We start from the raw sequence: 20,699 nt of genomic DNA, 5'->3' as shown, positions 1-20,699 counted from the left end.
CCTGACTCATGCACTTTTCACACTACTTCATCAAACGACCGATTTTCGCAATCGTATTGTCTATCCTTCTCACACTAATTGGCGCAGTCGCAGCTTTCAAGTTACCTATCTCGGAATTTCCAGAAATTGTTCCTCCAACTGTCACCGTGAAGGCAAGCTACCCAGGCGCCTCTGCGCAAGAAATTTCTGAAACGGTTGCCGCGCCGATCGAGCAAGAACTCAATGGTGTCGATGGAATGCTTTATCTTTCGTCCCAGTCAGTTGGCGACGGCAAGCTCGTCATCAGCGTTGTCTTTAAACCTGGCACCAATATCGACGAAGCACAATCTCTCGTGCAGAACCGCGTTGCAATTGCGGATTCTCGGCTTCCTGAGGAAGTTCGACGTCAAGGTGTCGCCGTCAAGAAAGCGTCACCAGATCAATTGATGGTGGTGATGTTCGCGTCACCCAAAGGAACGCACGATCAACAATACATCTCCAATTTCGTCAGTGCCAAAGTCAAGGATGCGTTGAGCCGTCTCGACGGTGTCGGCGATATTTACACCCGCGGAGCACGCGATTTTTCGATGCGCATCTGGCTAGATCCTGCGCGTGTAGCAACTATGGGTCTCACACCCGCAGAAGTGGTTGCCGCTATACGACGTTCTAACGTGCAGGTAGCTGCAGGCGTACTAAATCAGCCACCTGGAGGAAGTGATGGTGCCTTTCAGATTCAAGTACAGGCACAAGGTCGGTTGCGCGATGTGGAGGAGTTCCAGTCTATCATCGTCGCAACGCATGCCGATGGCGCCATCGTACGGTTGCGTGATATCGCACGTGTCGAAATGGGGGCGCAAGATTATACGGAAAGCGGCTTTGTCGATGACCAGAATGCAGTTGCCTTAAGCATCAGCCAAAAGCCGGGATCGAATGCCTTGGCTACCGCTGATCGGATACTCGCTCAATTGGAAAAACTTAAAATTGATTTCCCCGATGATTTGACCTTTAATGCGCACTACAACCCGACCGAATTCATTCGTGCATCGATCGACAAAGTCAGGGATACTATTTTCGAAGCTGCCCTGCTGGTTTGCTTAACTGTACTCCTGTTCCTTGGCTCATGGCGTGCCGCAGTGATACCAATTTTAGCAATTCCTGTTTCGCTCATCGGCACCTTTGCAGTGATGGCCGGGTTAGGTTTTTCAATTAACACCTTGTCGTTGTTTGGCTTGGTGCTAGCAATAGGTATTGTAGTGGACGATGCTATCGTCGTCGTTGAAAACGTCGAGCGCCATATCGAGGCTGGACTCTCCCCCTCCGATGCGGCGCGTCGTAGTATGAGTGAGGTTGGTTCTGCACTGATTGCCATTGCGCTAGTCCTAGTTGCTGTATTCATTCCTACAGCGTTCATCGACGGTATCTCTGGTATGTTCTATCGTCAATTCGCAGTCACGATTGCTGCATCCACATTAATATCGGCGATGGTGTCACTGACGCTCTCACCAGCGCTGGCAGCATTACTCCTAAAACCCAAGCACAGCCAGAACGGCCACAGTGTTGGTGGGCGATGGATGTCGATTTTTAACCGGGGCTTTGGGCGCTTGTCTGATCGTTATACTCAACTGACTGGATTTACCTTGTCGCGCCGCTGGTTAATGCTGCCATTGTATGTTGGCCTAGTTGGACTCACAGTCTGGCGCTTCGTGGCCACACCCACAGGCTTTGTTCCACAGCTGGATCGTGGCTATGCAATTGTATCGATTCAACTACCTCCCGGATCAACGTTGGAGCGCACTACGCAAGTGACCCACGAGGCGACTCAGCGCTTATTGAAGCAAGAAGGTGTGGCGCATGCAGCAGCCTTCGCCGGCACTGATGGGGCTACATTTACAGCCGCACCGAATGCTGCCGTCATTTTTACCATCTTTAAAGATATTAACGATCGTGCAGCAAATAAACTCGATGGTCCTGCGATGATAGCGGCCATGCGCAAGACGCTGGCCCCTATCGGCAGTGCTCGTGTCATGGTGATTCCACCGCCAGCAGTACGTGGAATCGGCACGGGAGGTGGCTTCAAGTTACAGATTCGAGACATCAATGGTCAAGGGCCGCAGGCGTTGCAGGCGGTTACTCGCGAATTGGTTGAACAAGCCTCTAAGCTGCCCTCGGTTGCGAGCGCCTTCACCCCCTTCAATGCCATGACCCCACAGCTTAAGGTGGACATCGACCGTAGCAAGTCAGAGCTGTTGGGCGTTACCCCTGATCGTGTCAATGAAATGCTACAAATCTATATGGGATCGGTGTTCGTCAACGACATGAACTTAATGGGGCGAGTCTGGCGTGTCACTGCACAAGCTGATTCAAGTTATAGACGCAACATTGATGACTTGGCTGCGCTGAAGACGCGAAGCACTAATGGAGCCATGGTTCCATTGGGCAGCCTTGCTAGCTTCCAACAAACTACCGCCGCCTACCGTGTGCCACGCTACAATTTATTTCCAACAGCAGAACTTCAAGGTAGTAACAAGCCAGGATTCTCAACGGGTGAAACAATCGCTGCCATTGAATCCATGCTAGCGGCACATCTCCCTGCAGGATTTGACTACGAATGGACAGAGCTTGCACTTCAAGAGAAGCAGGCCGGAAGTAGCACGCTAATTGCCTTAACACTAGCCGTGGTGTTCGTCTATCTGTTGCTTGCTGCTCTGTTCGAGAGCTGGCTATTACCTTTATCAGTCGTAATGATCGTCCCGATGTGCATTTTGGCTGCGCTTACCGGTGTGTGGTTACGTGGAATGGACAACAACGTCCTGACACAGATCGGTTTTGTCGTGTTAATAGGGCTTGCGGCTAAAAACGCAATTTTGATTGTAGAGTTTGCACGTCAAGCGTTTAACGATGGCGCTACCGCGCGCGAAGCAGCAATCGCGGCAGCCCATGCCAGACTACGCCCCATATTGATGACTTCACTCGCTTTCCTGATGGGTGCCTTACCTCTCGCTTTTTCTACTGGCGCAGGTGCTGAGATGCGTCAATCCGTCGGCACTGCTGTCTTTACGGGCATGATAGGGGTAACAGTTTTCGGACTACTATTTACCCCGTTGTTCTTCGCTTTGCTGGCACGTAGGAAAGTTAAAAACACTGAAAACGAAACGCTGACGAATGGAGTTGAAGAATGAAAGACACGATGAAGTTTTCATTGAAAACGCGCTTGTCCGTATTGTTGTCAACGGTCTTTCTTGGCGCTTGTTCTAGCGTAGTGTCCTACAAGGCACCACTTCTAGATAGCAAGCATGTATCGACCCTACCCTCAATAAGCACAAGCGAATCAATTCAGCGCGGCACACCGTCTGCTTTGTGGTGGAAGCAATTTGGCGATATCCAGTTAGACGACTTGGTAGAACTTGCGTGGCGAAATAATTATGATTTGCGTACAGCAGTAGCGAGACTTTCAGGCGCCCGTGAACAGTTGCAAGTTTCCCAGAGTGCAATCATACCCAACGCTAGTGTTGATGCGGGTTCAAGCCATAATAAGCTCGCTGCAATCGAAAGCCGTAGTGGTACCTCAGCCATTGTCAGTCCTATTCAATGGCAGATGTCTTTGGCCTGGGAGTTGGATCTGTTTGGGCGTGTTCGTCACAGTATTGACGCTGCACAAGCCTCGGTCGAGGAGCGTTCTGCGCTGCATGATGATGTCCGGCGAGTGATTCTTGCGCACGTAGTCGAAGCTTATCTTGATTTGCGTGGTGCTCAGATGCTAAGGGCATCCATTCAGGCTCAAGTTGATAACCAAACTAGTTCATTGAAGCTTATCCGTGATCGCGAGATTTTTGGTGGCACGTTGTCATCGGAACGTCTTCGCTTCGAGACACAACTGCGATTACTTAGTTCGCGTTTGCCTAGCTTGATCGCGCAAGAACGTTCAGCACGCAACCGCCTAGCGACACTGACCGGGCAAAGGCTCGATGCGCCACAACTCACCTTGCTGGATCAACCGGTTTCTGTCAGCCTACCACAGACGCTAATGACGGACGAACCGGTGCAGCTTTTGTTCCGTCGCCCAGACGTAAAGGCTGCTGAGCGAGCGCTGGCAGTGGCCACAGCAAGAGAAGGTATCGCATACGCGGAACTATTTCCTCGAATTAGTCTATCAGCCCTTTTCGGTAACTCTGGCGTGGCTGGAAATTGGTTGGGTGGCGATGCGAATCGCTGGCGCATGGGTGCAACGACTTCTTGGTCTTTGTTTGACGCAGGCGCGCGCCGTGCTCAATTCCGTGCCGCTGGAGCGGATGTTCAAGCCGCATTAGCCAACTTCGATAAAGTTGTCGCCATAGCTCTTGAAGAGGCCGATACTTCTTTGTCCACTTGGGTGCAACTTCGAAAGCGCAATGAGGAGTTAAGCACTGCTTATATTCACGCGCAAGCGAGCGTTCGTTTGTCCCGCCTGCGTTACGACGAAGGCATGGAAAGTTTGCTCAGTACCTTAGAAGCGGAACGAATCGCCCTTGCAGCTGGTGAACAACTCGTCAGTGCAAAGCGTGACTTTGCTATGGGCACCGCTCGGTCCTATTTTGTGCTCGCTGGCGGTTTTGACGTCGGCAATGTAGTTACTAAGTAGATGCGCAGTTGCTGATTGATGACACTTATAATTTTCAGATTCCCAAATGCAAACAACCACAAATAAACCAATAGTTGATCATATTTCCTTTATCCCTATTGAAGCGCAAAATGATCTTCAAGATACAATACAGACTCGACCACAGTTGCCGGCTGTTGTGATTGAGCGCGAACAACTTAATGGCGCTCGGGTACGCCTTACCTTTGGTGGTAGTGATGTGGCGACATTTATTCGTAATGAGTCATCACAGGTTCCAGGCTCGTGGGTCAAACTCTTCGTGCCGTCCTTAAATGGAGAGATTGTTGGACGCGCTTACACCCTGCGTAAGTTCGATCTTGGCAAAGGTACTTTCGACGTAGATTTTTTTACTCATAAAAACGGGCCTGCTTCGTCTTGGGCGCATTTGGCACAAGTGGGCGATAAAATTAAGTTCGCCGGTCCACGCGATGGTGGATTTGCCCTCAATCCTGTATCTGACTGGCTAGCCCTAATTGGAGATGAAACTTGCTTATCTGCGATACAGGTCATTTTGACTAAGATACCTTCCGACTTATCAGGAATCGTCTTAATTGAAGTCGACCATCCCAACGAACATAAGCCTTTTTTTGTAGGTCCAAATATGAACCTATACTGGATCAAACGTACTCACAACGGGTCAGTAAGCGATGGCGCTTTAATCAAGTCACTTGGTGAGACAAAAAAACTTTCAGGCTCTGGCCAAGCATGGGTGGCTGGTGAGTCAAGTAGCGTCATAGAGATACGTTCGTTTCTGCAAGAAACATGGAAATTGGATAAAAAAGATATTCGTACGAAAGGGTATTGGAAAAAAGGGGTGGCACATTTTCGTTCATAACTATTCGCGAATAATTGACCTTGTTCTTGTTTAAGTAAAGTGCACAGCCGCTAATAAGGTACAAATACACTTAACAAGACCAAACAATTATAGCGACGGAAAATTCAAAACAGTAATAGTGGTCTGTAATGTTTTAATTTACAAAAATCACGCTCACACAAGATGATAAAAGAAAGAACATCATGATTGATCTCTCTGCTTTTCCTATCACAAGAAAATGGCCCCCTACCCGGCCCAATGACATTCAGCTTTACTCGCTCCCTACGCCTAATGGCGTCAAGATATCGATTATGCTGGAAGAAACTGAGTTGGCATATGAGGCTCATCTCGTTGATTTTTCGACCAATGATCAAACGTCAATTGAATTTTTGTCCCTAAACCCAAACAACAAAATTCCAGCCCTTCTAGACCCAAATGGCCCAAACAACCAACCTTTACCTCTTTTCGAATCAGGAGCGATTTTGCTCTATTTGGCCGAGAAGACTGGCCTTTTTTTGCCAACTGGTCCCGCGGAAAGGTACGAGGCAATTCAGTGGCTGATGTTTCAGATCGGCGGTATTGGTCCGATGTTTGGTCAACTCGGGTTTTTCCACAAATTTGCTGGTAGTGAATACGAAGACAAACGACCCAGAGACCGCTACGTAACGGAATCAAGACGACTTTTGGCGGTCTTAGATAGTCGCCTCAAGAACCGTAACTGGATGATGGGAAATAATTACACTATCGCAGACATCGCTATCTTCCCATGGGTACGTAATTTGGTTGGCTCCTATGGCGCTGCTGATTTGGTCGGTATCGAAGATTTTCCGCAAGTTGTTAGAGTATTAGACACTTTTACAAGTCGACCTGCAGTCAAAAGAGGCCTCGAGGTACCCAAACGTACTTGAAGTTAGATTAAAAGAAATGTACTCCCAATGGTTGCGTTAGCGTTCTACGAAACTAATTCTTCGTGAAATGAACCTAGAGCTCTTCCGCACGTCGGAATGAATTTAAATGGAATATTTTTCATATTTGGACGCAGCAGTTTTAACTAAATCCTGGCATAAAACTTAATAACGATCGGAAACTGCAATGGACACTGAAATGTTTGATTTATTAGTCATTGGTGGTGGTAGCGGTGGTGTGCGTGCGGCTCGTATAGCAGCACAGAAAGGTGCTCGTGTAGCGATAATTGAAGGCGGTGACTTAGGCGGCACTTGTGTCAATGTAGGCTGTATTCCCAAAAAACTCTATAGCTATGCAGCGCATTACGCTGAGGCCTTCGACGAAGCACCAGGCTTTGGGTGGTCGATCTCTGAAAAACCAAAGTTAGATTGGGAACGCTTGAAAGCCAACCGGAGCAAAGAAATTTTGCGCCTTAATGCAGTATATGCAAATTTACTGCATAACGCTGGTGTAGTGATAATTACAGGTTGGGCCAAGATAACTAGTCAAAGTACTGTGCAAGTTAATGGCGTTGACTATCATACGAAGACTTTGTTGATCGCGACTGGTGGCACCCCGATGTTGCCGAGAATTGCAGGCGTGGAACATGTGATTACGTCTAATGACATGTTTGATCTTAACGCATTTCCTAAACGATTGTTGGTAGTGGGCGGTGGGTATATCGCTTGTGAGTTTGCGTCGATATTTAATGGTCTTGGTGCTCAAGTGACTCAGTTATATCGCGGAGAACAGATTTTGCGCGGTTTCGATGATGACGTGCGTCAATTTCTTGCTTCGGAAATGCGTAAATCGGGTGTGGACTTACGCATGAATTCTGATGTGTCTTCGATCGTCAAGTCTGAAGGAGCCTTGACTGTCACTTTAAAAGATATGCAAGAGATTGAAGTCGATACCGTCCTGTATGCCATTGGACGAATACCAAATGTTCAAGGATTGGGTCTGGAAGAGAATGATATTAAACAAAGCGCTGACGGGGCAATTAAAGTCGATGATCGATATCAGACTTCCGCCCCCGGTATTTATGCTCTGGGAGACGTTACCGCTCGAATTCAGCTAACGCCTGTGGCATTAGGTGAAGCAATGACACTGGTTGATCATCTGTTCGGCAAAAATCAAATGCAGATGGATTATGATTTTATCCCAACCGCTGTCTTCACTCATCCAAACGTTGCCACGGTCGGTTATAGCGAATTTACTGCACAAGAAAAGTACAAAAAAATACGTGTTTATCGCAGCGAGTTTAAAGCGCTTAAACACACGTTAAGTGGTAGCACAGAACGTTCAATGATGAAACTCATCGTTGATGATGCAACTGATCGAGTGGTAGGTTTGCATATGGTGGGCGCTGATGCTGGTGAAGTCATTCAAGGATTTGCGGTTGCTATGAAAGCAGGAGCTACCAAAGCCGTATTTGATGGAACGATAGGAATTCATCCTACAGCGGCAGAAGAGTTTGTAACGATGAGAGTTGCAATTGAAAGCTAGCACCAGGTGCTCATTCAATCCAAAGCTTCCTCGATGGATTACGCGCAAGATAAGCTGTATTGTAATGGACAGCAAAGTGGGAGTTAATACCTACTAGCAAGTGCTAGTGTCCCTTCGACCACTGACAGCGTCGTGTTAGCTTATTTTGATAGTTTCACAAAAGCCGCCCTCATGAGGGCCTTCGTGTAGAGATGATGAAAGCCGTACAGCGCGTGAAAAGCAATGCCAAATGAAGCTTTGCCATTGGCTGATTTTGATTTTGGTACGACTGCTGAACCAAAGTACAGTCGCGTTGAATTTGATTGCGGTTGCACCATGAGCCAAGATCTCGTTCTACCTAGGTAGTCACAAAGAAGAAGTTGACTACTCGAGCGCTCTTCAACGCTCCATGCGGCAAAGTTTGTTTCGCTGCCTAGTGCCAAATTTTGCGCGGCCTCATCTGAAGAATGTTTGCCTGCGACCAGGGATAAAAGTTGGCGTTCGACTTTGAAGATATTTGTTGTATAAAAGGCGGAGATGTATTTAGGCATGGATACGCTGCGCTCTATGATCATGCAATAGCAATCCGTATATGAACTATCGCGTCTATAACGCTGTAAGAATGCCTCCTCGGGCAAGTCGCTTGCAGTTATTTGTGCCATGCCTGTTGAGTGCCTAATGTGATTTAGAATTCATTTTAAGGAATAACCGAAATTTTTTTAGATCTGACATTTCTAAAACCTATATCCAGCCGCGTCCCGTACTTTTTTATTCAAATAGCTCAAGAGACCGAAGAAGCAAAGCCTATCAGTATGGGGAAATACTCACAAAGGCACGTCTTGACGCCGAACCTTATACCCCATTTCAATTAAGTTGGTTACATAAAGAATATATCGACAAAGTTCAGAATATTCTAAAGTTGGCCACAAGTAACTGGAAGCGGTGGTGGTGACAATTCTAATTTCTCTCCCGCTTTGGGATGTCGTACGCAATATGTGCCATAGGGTGTTTTTATTTTGCTTACGGGTCTACCATCGTAAGCAAATTTCTTTTCGATAATCACGCCTTCCCTTTGAATTCTCGCTGCATCGGCCAAGGCATTTGAAAGATTTTTCATATTATCAGCACTACTCTTGCTGTCTGAACGGAAGTTTTTTTCTTGCTTTAGAAGATCCTCTTTTAAAGTCAGACTCAAATCATGAATATTTTTTTGTATAGTTGTTGATGGAACGTGAACATCAGATTGTAAAGAAGGTTCTGGAGTTTGACTGATGACGGTGATTGATTCTGGTGGACGATTATTCCTTTTGTTTGTGGCGTGTTTCGCTAACCTAGTATTGATTTCTTGTATTGTTTTTTGTTTGTTGGCTTCTATATTTGGCCTTGGCAAATCATAAAGACGCAAGACTTTATCTGTATTTGTCGCTGTAGATGGCGGCAATAGCTTATTTTGCGAGATTATGATCATGCCTATATGAATGACCAAAATAAGAATGAAGACTAGATATCGACCAGTGTGGCGATCAAAGCGACTTATTTGCATGGCGCTATTTATTAAGTTGAATTAATTGGAAAATTGCTGGCGACTAGTGCTAAATGCGCGAAATTTAGAAATCTTTTCGCATGCGAAAATCTATTTCCCTGATTTCTGACGTACGTATTCAAACTCCAACAGGGTATCGTCTGGCCAAGTTTGATCATGTATGGGTGGCAAATAAACATGACCGCCTTCTTCTATCCATTTCCCGGCGAGCTTTCCTGAACGATGTTCGGATACCAAATAGACGGCCGCTAGTGCTTGCACCGAAATGTAGTCAACTTTGATCATCGCGCTAGAACAGGGACCACCAAAAGCATTGATGGTGCCGCGAAAAAAAGCAAGCATGTCCGCCTGCTCGATAGTCCAGCGTACAATACATTCAAGCCGCAGATCACCGAGTCGACGAGTTCCGGCGGGGAGACCTGGTGTGTGAATAGCTGGCCGCCAGCTCAAGGTATTGCGTTTTTTTCCAAGAAAAATTTCTGCACCATTTTCGGCCGCTCTTTCATCTCGCGGAAGCACAAAAATACCCTCTTCAGAAACCGGAACAGGGATTCGAATATCATCTGTTTCGATCGTCATTTTGACGTCGCCAACATTGGTCTGATGACTGCGGGGACGCAAAATGAAACGTAAATCCGCTAGAGGGGCTAGCTGATGTTGTGCATCAAAGATCTTCATTCCAGCAAGAAATGCTTTATAGGTTTTCCAATCGGGATCCCTAGTACCAGAGACAACAACCGCCTGTGCGTCTATCGCATTTATTTTCTCAGTACCTTTTGACTGATCTTGCGCGTAGATATCGTGGGGCATTACGCCTATCATTGCGACCGCAAAAATTAAGTATTTCATTTTCTGTTTCTCTATTTTATTGAGTCGAAAGAATGGCAATATCCGCACCACTATCGGCATATTTACGATGTTGCTTGGGTTGATATCGATGGATTGACTGTGCTTGCGCGACGCAACAAGTAAATCGTTAGAATGGCAATCACTAGAAGCGACAATAACGATGCTTCAATGCCGTAGGTGCCTCCACTTAACCACGTTGGTCCGGTCAATTGGGCTTGCAATAGTCCCTTAGCTTGGTTACCAGAAGTTGTCAACGAAAAGACGGCATCTGACATAAAATTCCATGCGAAGTGAATGCCAATTGGTAGCCACAATCGTCGAGTCTGCATGTAAGCGGCGCAGAACATCAAACCGGCCGCTGCCGTGACCGCAAACGCCAACCAAGAGAAGCCAGCATTTGGCATATGTGCTAGTGGAAATAATGCTGCTGATATCAGTAACGATTTAGAAGTTCCCAGCGATTTCTCAACGATACGGAAAATGATTCCTCTAAACAGGATTTCCTCAAAACACGCCACTAATAGAAATTCTGCAATTGGCGCAATAAGTACAGTCCAAGAATTGACGCCAAGGATGTGGAACACGCCGGAGATCCACATTACCCCAATTACCATCAGGAATATCGCAGTGCCAATTGCCATGCCGATACAATATTCGCGTACCGCGCCCTTGGATGACAACTCACTCGCTTTGCGTTTTTCTATTTTTCGTACATAAAATAGATAGGCTGCAATACTCAACCCCACACACAATAATTGCGGCCATACTTGGCGCACCGATTTGTCGAAGGTATGCTGAATTAAGATGAAAGGGATTGCAACCGATAGTGATAATATGAGTGTGGCGATGACAATTCTAACAAATGAATTATTTAGCAAAGCTACGCTACGCGGGAGCTTAGTAGGTTGATGTGGCAATGAAGTCGACATGAAGTGTTCCTATAAGTAAATTAGGTAAATTGAAATCGAAACACGCCCGCGTGCCTTGCAGCAATTCATCTCTATGTGTGAGACAAGATGGCCAATATCGGAATGCAATTAATGCTTTTTATTCCGCAGAGATGTTTTCTTAAGACACAGTGTAGGCAAATACTTTGCCTTGGTGACCCTACTAAAGTATGGTTTTACGTTCTGTGCACGCTTCGATTATGCGAATTGTCATTTACTTATGTTCGACCGATCACGAATCATTAACAGTCATTTATGGATATCGACCACTATTTCATTCTGTATGTTTTGAAAGTTGTGGCAACAACTTGAGTTCAATCGCACGTGCTACCGCTTCCGTGCGTCGTTGCACTTGGAGCTTGCCGAAGATGTTTTGGTTATGCCATTTGACGGTACTGAGAGATAAAAAAAGTCGTTCGCTAATCTCTTGGTTTGATCGACCTTGATACATGAGTTGTAGTATATCTAGCTCACGTGTGCTGTAAGTTTCGTTCAAGGTTGCGATGGACTGAGAATTATTGATGGAAATATCTCGATACTGCATGGATTCTTGCAGGGCGAAAACACTCAATAATTTCGCGACATAATCGGGCTTTATGGCTTGTGGCGCAGCGCTAACCAAAATTCTTGACATTGCTGGACCTTCATCGACAAAAAGCCGAACGAAACCACCGGATTCTGCCATTGCCAACGCTTCGTTTAAGACATGCAATGCTTCGTTTGTTTTGCCTAACGAATCTAAGATAACAACTTGTATCACCAGTGCTTTGAGCACTTCATTAGGGCATCCCATTTCCGTCATAGTGCGTCGATATTGATCTGCTACCGAAAGCGCTGCATTTTTGTCACCTTGCGCTAAGAAAGCGCGTGCCTGTGATAGCGGTAAATTTTGTTCAGTAGCCAAATACATTGCGCCTGTAATCTCGCCACGGCGTAACATTTCGACGACCTGAGCTGTGGCAATTTCTTGCATACGACCGACGTATTTTTTCGTCTTTGCTGCATGGCTTGATTGCTCAAGTAAAGTGGCCGCGCCATCCGTGTCATTTTGGACCAGCATCACACGCGCACGCAAAACATCTCCTCCGAGACCATTCTCGCTTTCTGATCGCGCTGCTAAGGTGCTGCTTCGGAGGGCATGCGCTACTGCATCATCTAGCTCGTTCCACTCATAAAGTATTCTCGCCAAGCCAAGATGAGCTTCACAACCAATCAGATGTGTTGGATCGGAGATCAACGCTAGCGCATTTCGGTAAAAGTCCGCAGCTAATCTGAGTTGGTTATCCGACGCATGAATCCCACCAATTGCGATTGATGCCGCAATCGTGAACATGAGGTTACCATTCGATTGTCCTGTTTCTAGTACCTTAGAAAACGTTTGCTTTGCCGCAGCACGTTCATTTCGAAACAAGTGAACCACACCGAGCGCACATTGCGCAGCCGTACGCACCGCCTGATTGTCCGGCGCTAATAATTCCAATGCGCTTGTTGCTTTGTTATGAATAGTCTCTACATTGTTTTGTGAGACGCCTAACCATGCCCATAGGGCAGCGATTTGCCCGAGCAAGTCTTGCTTGTGCTCACTAGCAGGAGTAAGTTTTAACGCTGCTTCCGCTGCAACCAATTTGGGGCTAACTTGATGCGATTGACCTGCAATGAATAAGGACCAGGCAAACGTCACCCACAATGAGGGGTAAGCATCCAGCACTTTGGGCGGTTGCGTTTGTAGCCACTGAACAATGGGACTCATTTCGCCACGAAAATATAAGGGCATGCCATTGCTATCGATTAGACGTATTACCCGATGCATATCCGCAGCGGCAATTGCTTGATGAAAAGCGTCGATCTCTTGATCATTTTTTTCGTACCATTCGCTTGCTCTGATATGGAGAGTCGCAGCATCATGTTTCTGTCGCATTCGTTGCCGCAATAAGTGCGCAAACAAATGATGATATCGGTACCAGCGTCTTTCATTGTCCAAAGGGACAATAAATAGATTGACTGTCTCCAAATAATCTAAAGTCTCTTGACTATTATTTTCGAGCAATACGGCGTCACAAAGAGGCGCGCAAAAGCGGTCAAGAACGGATGTACACAATAGAAAACTCTGTACCTGTTCAGTCTGCTGGAATAACACTTCTTCGATGAGATAATCTTGCACGAAACGATGAGTGCCCGTAAACGATTGTATAAAATCATCAGGATTCACGTAAGCTTGTAGTGAAATAGCTGCTAATTTTAAACCTGCGATCCAACCTTCTGTACGTTCTTCCAAAGCCAAAATGTTTGCATCTGAAAGCTTGGGCACATTCGCTTGCGCAAAAAAAACAGCTATTTCATCGAAATTCATTCGTAAATCAGCTTGTCGTATCTCGGTTACCTGCCCTTGCGCACGCCGGCGTCCGAGTAATAAATTGGGTTCTTCGCGTGTTGAAATAACCAGGTGCATCTGGGGTGGCAGATGTTCAATCAAGAAATCAACTGCAGCATTGATTTCTTGATTTGCCACTATATGATAATCATCAAGCACTAGGACTAGTTTATTCTGTGTCGCAGCGATATTGTTCAGCAGGACAGATAAAACAGATTCTGCTGAGGGTGCCGGTGCCACCAGAAACATACTCGACACCCCTGCCCCAACTGTGTCGGAAATAGTTTGCAATGACGCCACCAAATAACGCAAAAACTGAATCAGATCGCTATCGCCTTCATCCAAAGACAGCCACGCGCTCGGATACGAGCATGCATTTAACCACTCACTTAATACCGTCGATTTTCCAAAGCCCGCGGGTGCACAAATTAAGCTTAGCTTTCCGCTTAATCCTGCATCCAAGCGCGCGATGAGCGCAGCTCGGGAAATTGCATTTTGTGGCAGCGGGGGCACAAATAACTTGGTTGCAAGGATAGTCATCAATATTGATCTCTAGGTGTTCATTTCAAGACTAAGGGTCCATACAAGGTGTCGGAATACGCAACGAGAGATGGACAAATAAAATTCAATCAAATACTAAACATGCATCATGAAATCAATGAATTGGCGCTAATGCTCTCTATGTCATTTTTCTCGTTGCCGGTTAATGATCCACTCAGCAAAAATGAGGTTAATGACCCATGCACTACTCATTAAAATATCCCGCGTTAAACCTATCGTTTCGCCAAAGATGATGGACCCAGGTGCAATAATCAAAACTTGGGTCCCCGCTCCCTGCCCGATAGCATAGGCACGTATCATCCAAGCCCTATGCCCTGCAATACGTTTACTCAGAATCGCAAAGAGTGAAAGAGCAATGAAAAGTACCATCAAGCTCCCAAACACGAGGCGAGTTCCATAAAGCAGACCTCCTTGCAGTGATGGCGGGATTTGATAAATGATCGTCATCCATATACCCGTCAATCCAGAAAATGCCCCACACACTACTAAAATACGCCCGCTAATTCGGTGCAAGGTAAGATATCGACGTCGAATCTGAGCGTCAAATTGAAATGCACCGAATACACAAAAAACGCCAGCACAGAGGACGTGAATAAAAATAGGTAAAGGTGCATAAAAAAAACGCGCATTCTGCAACGTAATAGCACGACCTGGTTCTAAACCGAGTAAACGCACTATGCCAGCAGCCACAGGCACGACACTGAGCAAAAGCAAAGCCGCGATTTTCCACCAAGCTACACCCTTGCCCGATGATAGGTTTTTTTGCATATACACAGCCTCTCAGTCAGGTTATCACAGTCTGTAGGCGTCTATTATTTAATACTATATGCAAGACCCAAAAATACGCTTTGGGTGTTCGCAGTACGTACAATTGGGCTATCTTTAGCAATGTTTGATAGTTTTGTGACATTGATCCCTGCTAGCAAACTCCAATCACTATCAAGGCGATGAATGAAACTTACTCCGCCAGTACTGTCGCGCAAACCGCTTTTTGCAGTATATATACGATAACCGCTCGTACGAGATTGGCCTGCATTCACGCCAAAGTAGTCTTGCATATAGGAGTCGTTTGCCAATGTGGCACCGACGTTAAAACTCAGAATGGAGCTTGGACCAAATGCCATCACATACGATGTACCAAGCTTCAATAGCGCGCCATCTTGATTATTTCCAGATCCATAATGCACGCTAGCATTAACTAAAATATTGTCTGTCAACGAAGCCTTTACAAAAGCAACTGCTGTCGGTTTGACATCAATATTCCCCATACCGGCCAGTGCGACTGCGTGACTCTTCCTACGTCCGGAATCGACACTGAGTGAGGCACCAAACTTCAGTTTCGATGATTCTACAAACTGATAGCCAACGATCGATTGATTATCCCCACCAATAAAAATACCGTTACCGAAATTATATTCAAGCAATGGGGTTGCTCTAATTTCATATTGATCTGAACCTTGATATTTAGGAACCGATATAGCACCTATACCAACGTAGTTGCCTGAAGGCGGTGTCGCCGTAGAAATACTGTCAATGGCTTGCGCGAACGAGGAAGCGCATGGGAAAAATAAACCCAGCGCTGCAATATTTGCGGCGAGGCCTAAAATTTTTGGAATACGATTTTTCGTCGTCAGATGTGTTGAATTGTGTAAAGAGATATTGTTCATGGTTGATCCAAGGTTACTTATTAAAAAACGAATAGGCGGCAAATCGCTGCTACAAAGTCTTCAACGATTTTGCGGCCGTTGAAAGTATCCGTAATGTAAATGAATCCCTTTTACTGGCAACCGTACTAAAGTATGGATTTGGGTATGGCATTTCGAAACAATAGATATTCGCTCGATTAATCAGCGAACCAAGAACTTTTACAGAAGAGTTGTTCGATGTCGGTAGCCTTTAGCGGTTTTGAAATTAAATATCCTTGCACCTCGTCGCACGACATCGCTTGCAGTTGACGCAATTGTTCGATTGTTTCGACACCTTCTGCAATTACTTTCATGTCTATGGCATGCGCCATCGCGATGATCGCTGCCACTAAAGCATGACCCTTACCGCTTACATCTAGCGCTGAAATAAACGACCTATCTATTTTCAGAATATCCATTTGGAATAGCTGTAATTTAGAGAGGGATGAATATCCCGTACCAAAATCATCAAGCAATATTTTCATTCCGAGCTTTGATAACGCATTGAGTTGATGCCTGACGTCGTCTTCGTTATTGACAATACAGGATTCGGTCACTTCGATCTCTATCAAAACCGGATCAATTCCGTATGCACTTGTATGTCGTATCAATCTGGACTGAAAATCAGCAACATCTAGTTGACGTGCTGAGACGTTAATGGATACTGGGAACTGCGGATAAGCTTGCGCTTGCCAAAGCGCAACTTGTTGACAGACCATTTCTATGACGCGTTCACCGATTTGCACAATTAATCCGGATGATTCGGCGATTGCAATGAAATCAACCGGTGGCACCATGCCGCGTTCTGGATGATCCCAGCGTATCAGTGCCTCCAGGCCTCGTAATTCACCTCCAGTGCTATCAACCCTTGGCTGGTAATGCACTGTAAACTCATCCCTATCCAACGCTCCATTTAATGCATGTTCGATCGTCATTTTTGCGAGAATAGCGGCTGACATCGATGCTTGATAGAAGAGAAAAGATTCTCGCACTTGCCCCTTTGCCTTATACATAGCAATATCAGCGTGCTTTAGTAGCTCCTCACCCGTTTTTGCATCTTCAGGGTAAAGGCTTATACCAATTGATGCTTGCACCAGGTGCCGTCGATTATTTCGCAACTCAAATGGCTGTCTTAATGATGTTGAGATTTGTTCTGCCATATCTCGTACTTCCTGGACATGTGACACGTCACTCAAAAGGAATATGAATTCGCCATAGCTAAGCCGTGCGAGATAATCGCCCGATTTCAGTAAAGCACTTAAGCGTAAACTGACTTCTCGCAATAGTTCCTCACTGAGCACATGTCCGAAGGTATACTTAATATCTCTAAACTCATTTAAATCAACAAAAATAAGAGCGATGTTCATCGATTGAACTTGCGTTACAGTGACGCAAGTTCTGAGGTGGTTCATTAACCAAAATCGGTTTGGAAGTGAAGTGAGCGCGTCTTTATTGGCTTGAAAAATCGAGGCATCACCACGCACCCCCTCATCTCGTGAAACTTCGTTAAAAAGATGTAAATCAACTTCATTGCCGCATCGGTCAGCGCTTTTTTCGATCACAGGCAATGGATAGATATGAGCTGGCATAAAATATTTCTCGTGATGAAAATAGACTGTAGATTGAGGGTGAAGTAGAGACTATCCTGTAATGAACAGGATTCTTTTTAGTCAATAATTTACATAGGCCAAATAAAATTCTGCATGCCTATAAGATGAATAACCGAGAATAAGTGATTCAAGTCATTCTCAGTCTATGAAAATATTTTTGGTTCGTAACCCTACTAAAGTATGGTTCAACGAATTTAGAAAAATTCCGTACACAAGTCGCTAGATCAAATAAATACTGCAAACGAGAATGGCATTTTTTAAATCGGCTCTTAGTTTGCCGAACGATAAAGATTTCAAGGCCTGAGATGGGGGTATCCCCTCCGGATAATGAACCCATTCTTTGATCAGATTTGAAAAAATCGTCGGTTAAAAAATCAAAGATTTCCTACCATATTCTTTATCGTAATCATGGGAATATGTGCTTCTATTATGTCTATCGTGAACGAATAAGTTCCGTCGTGAGGTATTTCGATAGTGAAGTTCTCACCTTTAGTGTTCATTTGGTTTGCAGTATTCAACCGAATGGAAGTATCACCGTAGTTCCCACCGAAGTCGATATCAGAGAAATTGTCCGAACCTATTTTGAAATCGTATTTCCCTTTTTTGAGGGAGATATGTACACTAAATTTATTTTTTTCATTTGCAAGTAATTTGTCGCGAACTCCCCATTGATTCATGCTTCCACGAACATATGCTGGTACAGCGTTAAATAGTGTAATTGGATTGTTGGCTTCAGCTAACTGAGCAGCAATTAATGCTTTTTCTTTAGAGGTGGCCACTGCTTTAACTTTTACTTTTTCAAAATGAATATTACGAACCCTGTCATCGCTTAATGTAAAGCTATTGCAGGTTTTTTCATCTACACAGGTGAATTGAAGTCTTCCAATTGGAAAATCTCCATAAAATACGTTCTTACTTAATTGATTCAAGAAAATTCTTCCACGCGGATAGTGAATGACTAGCTTATCGCCTTCATGCGTTACCGTATAAAGTGTGTGTAATTCGTCACTATAAAATTCTCCTTCTCGCGCTTCGAAGTCATCCACAGTCATTGATGTTCGTTTGACTCTTTTTGCGACATGATCCTCTCCCTCCTGATGAAGAACTACAGCTGCGACGATGCCATCTTTATTCGGCGCCTCGAAACTAAATTGTGCATCGAACGTCTTCACGAAGAAGGAGCGCTCGGACAATGGAAAGATCGGAAATCTTGGCTGCCCTGTTGCCTGTGTAACGAGTTGCTTGCCTTCTCTCGAGACTGAGATAATAAATTCCGGCGCCAACGCGTAGTCACCAACAAACGAATCTAAAACTGACGGATCTATTTCATTTTTTGTTGGTTCCAGTTTTCTCGATAGTTGCTTCCCTTTGGGAATAGGTGTTAACAAGGAATCCAAGAATACATCTGCGACTTTCTTCGCTAATTGGTCAGGATTAGATTCGTCGGTGTTTGAGAGAATAACTACTGAGAAATGTTGGTCTGGAAACCGAAGTAGATTGGTGCGAAAACCTGCGTCGGCACCTGCATGTTCGACTATATTTAGACCACGATATTTTTCGATAAAAAGCCCGGACGCATAGTTCAATTTCTTGCCATTATTTAGTACACCCGTGGACTGCATTTTCGACAAAACAACAGTACCACCAACTTTGCCGTCGTAGAAATTTTGATCCCAGATTGCTAGGTCCTCAGTAGTACTAAATAGACTCGTCGCACCAACATTCGAATAGGATAGCGCGAGATATCGATATTTCCCGTCTTGATCGACTTCATAGGATGATGCGCGATGGTCCACTAATGTTGAGTAGTCCTCTTGAAACTGTGTGTTATTCATACTTAAGGGAGCAAATATGCGTGCTTTTGTAAAGGCCGCTAAAGAGCTACCTGAGACGCGCTTAACGATGAGCCCAAGCAATGTATAGCCTGTATTGCTATATGAAAACTCTTTACCCGGTTGAAAATTGAGTTCCTTTTGACGCCAAACTAGATTTAGGATGTCGTTTTCAGTGATGACATCTTGAAGACGCCATCCAGCTAGGGCCAGTAGATTCCATTGATCTCGGAGTCCACTTGTATGGTGGATAAGATGACGTATGGTGATTGTCTTGCCAAAATCGTGTAGTTCTGGAAGATATTTGCGGACATCGTCATCTAGTGATAGTTTCCCTTCGTCGGCCAATAGTTGGATGGCAAATGCAGTAAACTGTTTAGACATCGATGCAATGTGAAACGAGGTGGTTGGGGTGTTTGGCGAATGGCGCTCCAAATCAGCCATACCGTATCCACGACTAAAAATAATCTTTCCATCTTTAATTACTGCCAACGCTAAACCTGGTGTATCTGATTTATTCCATGCCGAAAAAATCGTATCGACTTTTTGTGTTTGCGTGGCCGTTATGGAGTGGTCAATATTTACAGCTTTCACATGGTCCAGCGATGAAAGAAATAAGAATATTGTTAATAATGTCGCTGAAAAAAACTTCATAAATATGTCCTTGATGGATAGAGTGTAAATCTTCAGCTGTAGAGTTAATAGCGAATGCATTGTTACTACTTGCACGGAAGTCTGTAATTTCTCTTCAAAATTGACTTTACTTTCAAAGCACTAAAGATAGATTCCTTCTTCGTAGTATATGCAACTGTTTTTAATTGTCCCCATACTAAAGTATGGACTTCCCCTAGTTAGCCGGACATTTAAAAACGTCACAAACTAGGAAAGTTGTTCATCATGAGGTAAAGTCGATTTACAGACGAATTCAAGGTTAAGTGAACAAAACAGGTAGTAATTCAGAGTTCGCTGATTTTTTTGTTCAAATTTGACTCGGAAGGCTCTATATCGTAGTTTTAAAAAATACAATATTCGTGATGCGTGGACAAGTGCGCAAGAATTAACCCGCAAGGCTAAACGATTATTTTTAGAATTGAGAAACACCGACATGACTGAGGCAAAAAAACGTCGTTGGCAGCGTGGGACTATTTCGTCTCTTTACCAGACTTACGACTACGAATTAAAGTCGTCGGCTTGCAGGTGATCCAAGATGAAAAAGCAGCTGATCTGGCACAGCGTGAACAACTCATAGTCAACCAAGAGCAAGAACATATAAAGACAATTGAGCAGCTTGAACGTTTTGGTGTGACACTCAATAGTGCCAACGTTGAGCCTAGCGGGGCTCTCAAACATCAAGGTGAAGTTGATAAATCTAATCCGAGACGCACCCTATCAAGCTATCAGGAACTCTACCTATAAGGTATCACCGACAGCCGTGAAAAAGC

15 protein-coding genes are annotated in these 20,699 nt (G+C 45.0%); 6 read left to right on the top strand and 9 right to left on the bottom strand.

Translation table 11 applies throughout. The annotated features are described in order from the left end of the window. The first annotated feature begins 8 nt into the window (after nt 1-8). The 5 genes from ACO0KZ_RS09150 to gorA all read left to right on the top strand — a co-directional run bounded on the left by ACO0KZ_RS09150 (nt 9) and on the right by gorA (nt 7,880). Nucleotides 9-3,158 (top strand): efflux RND transporter permease subunit, encoded by a 3,150-nt coding sequence (locus ACO0KZ_RS09150; protein WP_422994840.1) that lies wholly within the window; start codon nt 9-11, stop codon nt 3,156-3,158. Then, nucleotides 3,155-4,597 carry an efflux transporter outer membrane subunit gene (locus ACO0KZ_RS09145; protein ID WP_422994839.1) on the top strand — a complete coding sequence of 481 codons (1,443 nt, stop codon included), beginning with the start codon at nt 3,155-3,157 and terminating at the stop codon, nt 4,595-4,597. The genes ACO0KZ_RS09150 and ACO0KZ_RS09145 overlap by 4 nt, the downstream gene beginning before the upstream one ends. A gap of 46 nt (nt 4,598-4,643) precedes the next feature. Next, nucleotides 4,644-5,450, top strand: coding sequence for a siderophore-interacting protein (locus ACO0KZ_RS09140; protein ID WP_422994838.1), 807 nt, complete (start codon nt 4,644-4,646; stop codon nt 5,448-5,450). Nucleotides 5,451-5,632: 182 nt separating this feature from the next. Then, on the top strand, nt 5,633-6,337 hold the full coding sequence (locus tag ACO0KZ_RS09135) for a glutathione binding-like protein (RefSeq protein ID WP_422994837.1): 705 nt from the start codon (nt 5,633-5,635) through the stop codon (nt 6,335-6,337). 184 nt (nt 6,338-6,521) lie between these two features. After that, complete coding sequence (gene gorA / locus ACO0KZ_RS09130) at nt 6,522-7,880, top strand: glutathione-disulfide reductase (RefSeq protein ID WP_422994836.1); 1,359 nt, start codon at nt 6,522-6,524, stop codon at nt 7,878-7,880. 140 nt (nt 7,881-8,020) lie between these two features. Here the strand turns inward: gorA and ACO0KZ_RS09125 are convergent, their stop codons facing one another. The 9 genes from ACO0KZ_RS09125 to ACO0KZ_RS09085 all read right to left on the bottom strand — a co-directional run bounded on the left by ACO0KZ_RS09125 (nt 8,021) and on the right by ACO0KZ_RS09085 (nt 19,911). Then, a complete protein-coding gene (locus tag ACO0KZ_RS09125) occupies nt 8,021-8,521 on the bottom strand; it encodes a hypothetical protein (RefSeq protein WP_422994835.1) in 501 nt (166 codons plus the stop codon). Nucleotides 8,522-8,772: 251 nt separating this feature from the next. After that, on the bottom strand, nt 8,773-9,402 hold the full coding sequence (locus ACO0KZ_RS09120; protein WP_422994834.1) for a hypothetical protein: 630 nt from the start codon (nt 9,400-9,402) through the stop codon (nt 8,773-8,775). 90 nt (nt 9,403-9,492) lie between these two features. Further along, nucleotides 9,493-10,251 (bottom strand): hypothetical protein, encoded by a 759-nt coding sequence (locus ACO0KZ_RS09115; protein ID WP_422994833.1) that lies wholly within the window; start codon nt 10,249-10,251, stop codon nt 9,493-9,495. Between the two features lie 62 nt (nt 10,252-10,313). Then, nucleotides 10,314-11,180 carry a lysostaphin resistance A-like protein gene (locus tag ACO0KZ_RS09110; RefSeq protein WP_422994832.1) on the bottom strand — a complete coding sequence of 289 codons (867 nt, stop codon included), beginning with the start codon at nt 11,178-11,180 and terminating at the stop codon, nt 10,314-10,316. A gap of 292 nt (nt 11,181-11,472) precedes the next feature. Continuing rightward, a complete protein-coding gene (locus ACO0KZ_RS09105; RefSeq protein ID WP_422994831.1) occupies nt 11,473-14,109 on the bottom strand; it encodes a LuxR C-terminal-related transcriptional regulator in 2,637 nt (878 codons plus the stop codon). Nucleotides 14,110-14,253: 144 nt separating this feature from the next. Beyond that, entirely contained in the window at nt 14,254-14,898 is a 645-nt protein-coding gene (locus tag ACO0KZ_RS09100; RefSeq protein ID WP_422994830.1) for a DUF2306 domain-containing protein, read from the bottom strand. Nucleotides 14,899-14,942: 44 nt separating this feature from the next. Continuing rightward, nucleotides 14,943-15,797 (bottom strand): MipA/OmpV family protein, encoded by an 855-nt coding sequence (locus tag ACO0KZ_RS09095; protein WP_422994829.1) that lies wholly within the window; start codon nt 15,795-15,797, stop codon nt 14,943-14,945. Nucleotides 15,798-15,973: 176 nt separating this feature from the next. Beyond that, nucleotides 15,974-17,377, bottom strand: coding sequence for a putative bifunctional diguanylate cyclase/phosphodiesterase (locus ACO0KZ_RS09090; protein ID WP_422994828.1), 1,404 nt, complete (start codon nt 17,375-17,377; stop codon nt 15,974-15,976). 422 nt (nt 17,378-17,799) lie between these two features. Further along, the gene (locus ACO0KZ_RS09085; protein ID WP_422994827.1) at nt 17,800-19,911 is read right to left on the bottom strand and encodes a serine hydrolase; all 2,112 of its coding nucleotides are present in this window, start codon (nt 19,909-19,911) and stop codon (nt 17,800-17,802) included. Between the two features lie 474 nt (nt 19,912-20,385). Between ACO0KZ_RS09085 and ACO0KZ_RS09080 the strand changes: the two genes are divergently transcribed. Further along, a complete protein-coding gene (locus tag ACO0KZ_RS09080; protein ID WP_422994826.1) occupies nt 20,386-20,673 on the top strand; it encodes a hypothetical protein in 288 nt (95 codons plus the stop codon). Nucleotides 20,674-20,699: the final 26 nt, after the last annotated feature.

The organism is Undibacterium sp. Di24W, from assembly GCF_049340325.1.
Classification (GTDB): Bacteria; Pseudomonadota; Gammaproteobacteria; order Burkholderiales; family Burkholderiaceae_D; genus Undibacterium.
Note: the sequence above shows the minus strand (reverse complement) of the source record. Positions and strands in the feature narration are given on the sequence as shown.

Bases quoted from the DNA above. Each gene is read 5' to 3' on its own strand.
- ACO0KZ_RS09085 (WP_422994827.1), bottom strand. From the start codon at position 19,911: ATGAAGTTTTTTTCAGCGACATTATTAACAATATTCTTATTTCTTTCA.
- ACO0KZ_RS09115 (WP_422994833.1), bottom strand. From the start codon at position 10,251: ATGAAATACTTAATTTTTGCGGTCGCAATGATAGGCGTAATGCCCCAC.
- ACO0KZ_RS09095 (WP_422994829.1), bottom strand. From the start codon at position 15,797: ATGAACAATATCTCTTTACACAATTCAACACATCTGACGACGAAAAAT.
- ACO0KZ_RS09110 (WP_422994832.1), bottom strand. From the start codon at position 11,180: ATGTCGACTTCATTGCCACATCAACCTACTAAGCTCCCGCGTAGCGTA.
- ACO0KZ_RS09145 (WP_422994839.1), top strand. From the start codon at position 3,155: ATGAAAGACACGATGAAGTTTTCATTGAAAACGCGCTTGTCCGTATTG.
- ACO0KZ_RS09140 (WP_422994838.1), top strand. From the start codon at position 4,644: ATGCAAACAACCACAAATAAACCAATAGTTGATCATATTTCCTTTATC.
- ACO0KZ_RS09150 (WP_422994840.1), top strand. From the start codon at position 9: ATGCACTTTTCACACTACTTCATCAAACGACCGATTTTCGCAATCGTA.
- ACO0KZ_RS09125 (WP_422994835.1), bottom strand. From the start codon at position 8,521: ATGGCACAAATAACTGCAAGCGACTTGCCCGAGGAGGCATTCTTACAG.
- ACO0KZ_RS09120 (WP_422994834.1), bottom strand. From the start codon at position 9,402: ATGCAAATAAGTCGCTTTGATCGCCACACTGGTCGATATCTAGTCTTC.
- ACO0KZ_RS09100 (WP_422994830.1), bottom strand. From the start codon at position 14,898: ATGCAAAAAAACCTATCATCGGGCAAGGGTGTAGCTTGGTGGAAAATC.
- gorA (WP_422994836.1), top strand. From the start codon at position 6,522: ATGGACACTGAAATGTTTGATTTATTAGTCATTGGTGGTGGTAGCGGT.
- ACO0KZ_RS09135 (WP_422994837.1), top strand. From the start codon at position 5,633: ATGATTGATCTCTCTGCTTTTCCTATCACAAGAAAATGGCCCCCTACC.
- ACO0KZ_RS09105 (WP_422994831.1), bottom strand. From the start codon at position 14,109: ATGACTATCCTTGCAACCAAGTTATTTGTGCCCCCGCTGCCACAAAAT.